The sequence below is a fragment of the Kluyvera huaxiensis genome (assembly GCF_040149365.1).
Taxonomy (GTDB): domain Bacteria; phylum Pseudomonadota; class Gammaproteobacteria; order Enterobacterales; family Enterobacteriaceae; genus Kluyvera; species Kluyvera intermedia_A.
This window is the reverse complement of the sequence record NZ_JBEFLV010000067.1, coordinates 1-326: the sequence shown is the minus strand read 5'-3', so window position 1 is coordinate 326 and position 326 is coordinate 1. Positions and strand designations below refer to the sequence as shown.

Below are 326 nucleotides of genomic sequence, written 5' to 3'. Positions count from 1 at the left end.
GCCTCCATCACGGTGATCAGCATGTCGGCTGAATTCTTCAGCGAGGACGAGGTCGGCACCGTCACCGGCTTTGCCGGGCTGGTCGGCGGCGTGGGAGGATTTATCGGGACGCTGCTGATCGGGGTCGCCGTGGCCAGTATCGGCTACAGCCTGGTCTTCGATGTGCTGGGCTTCCTTGACCTTATCGGGGCCGTCCTGCTCTGGACCCTGCTCAGCATTCCCCGCTCCGAACCCCTCCGTGACACTGTCCTTAACCCGGGTCTCTGACCCCACCAGGAGAAAGCATCATGAAACAGTTCAGTCCGTCCGATATCCAGCGCCTGAGA

The 326-nt window shown here is 61.7% G+C and carries 1 protein-coding gene; it reads left to right on the top strand.

Going from position 1 to position 326, the window contains the following annotated elements; genetic code table 11:
• A partial coding sequence (locus ABOC97_RS23955; RefSeq protein WP_349602337.1) for an MFS transporter occupies positions 1–267 on the top strand: 267 nt, incomplete at its 5' end.
• Between the last annotated feature and the right edge of the window lie 59 nt (positions 268–326).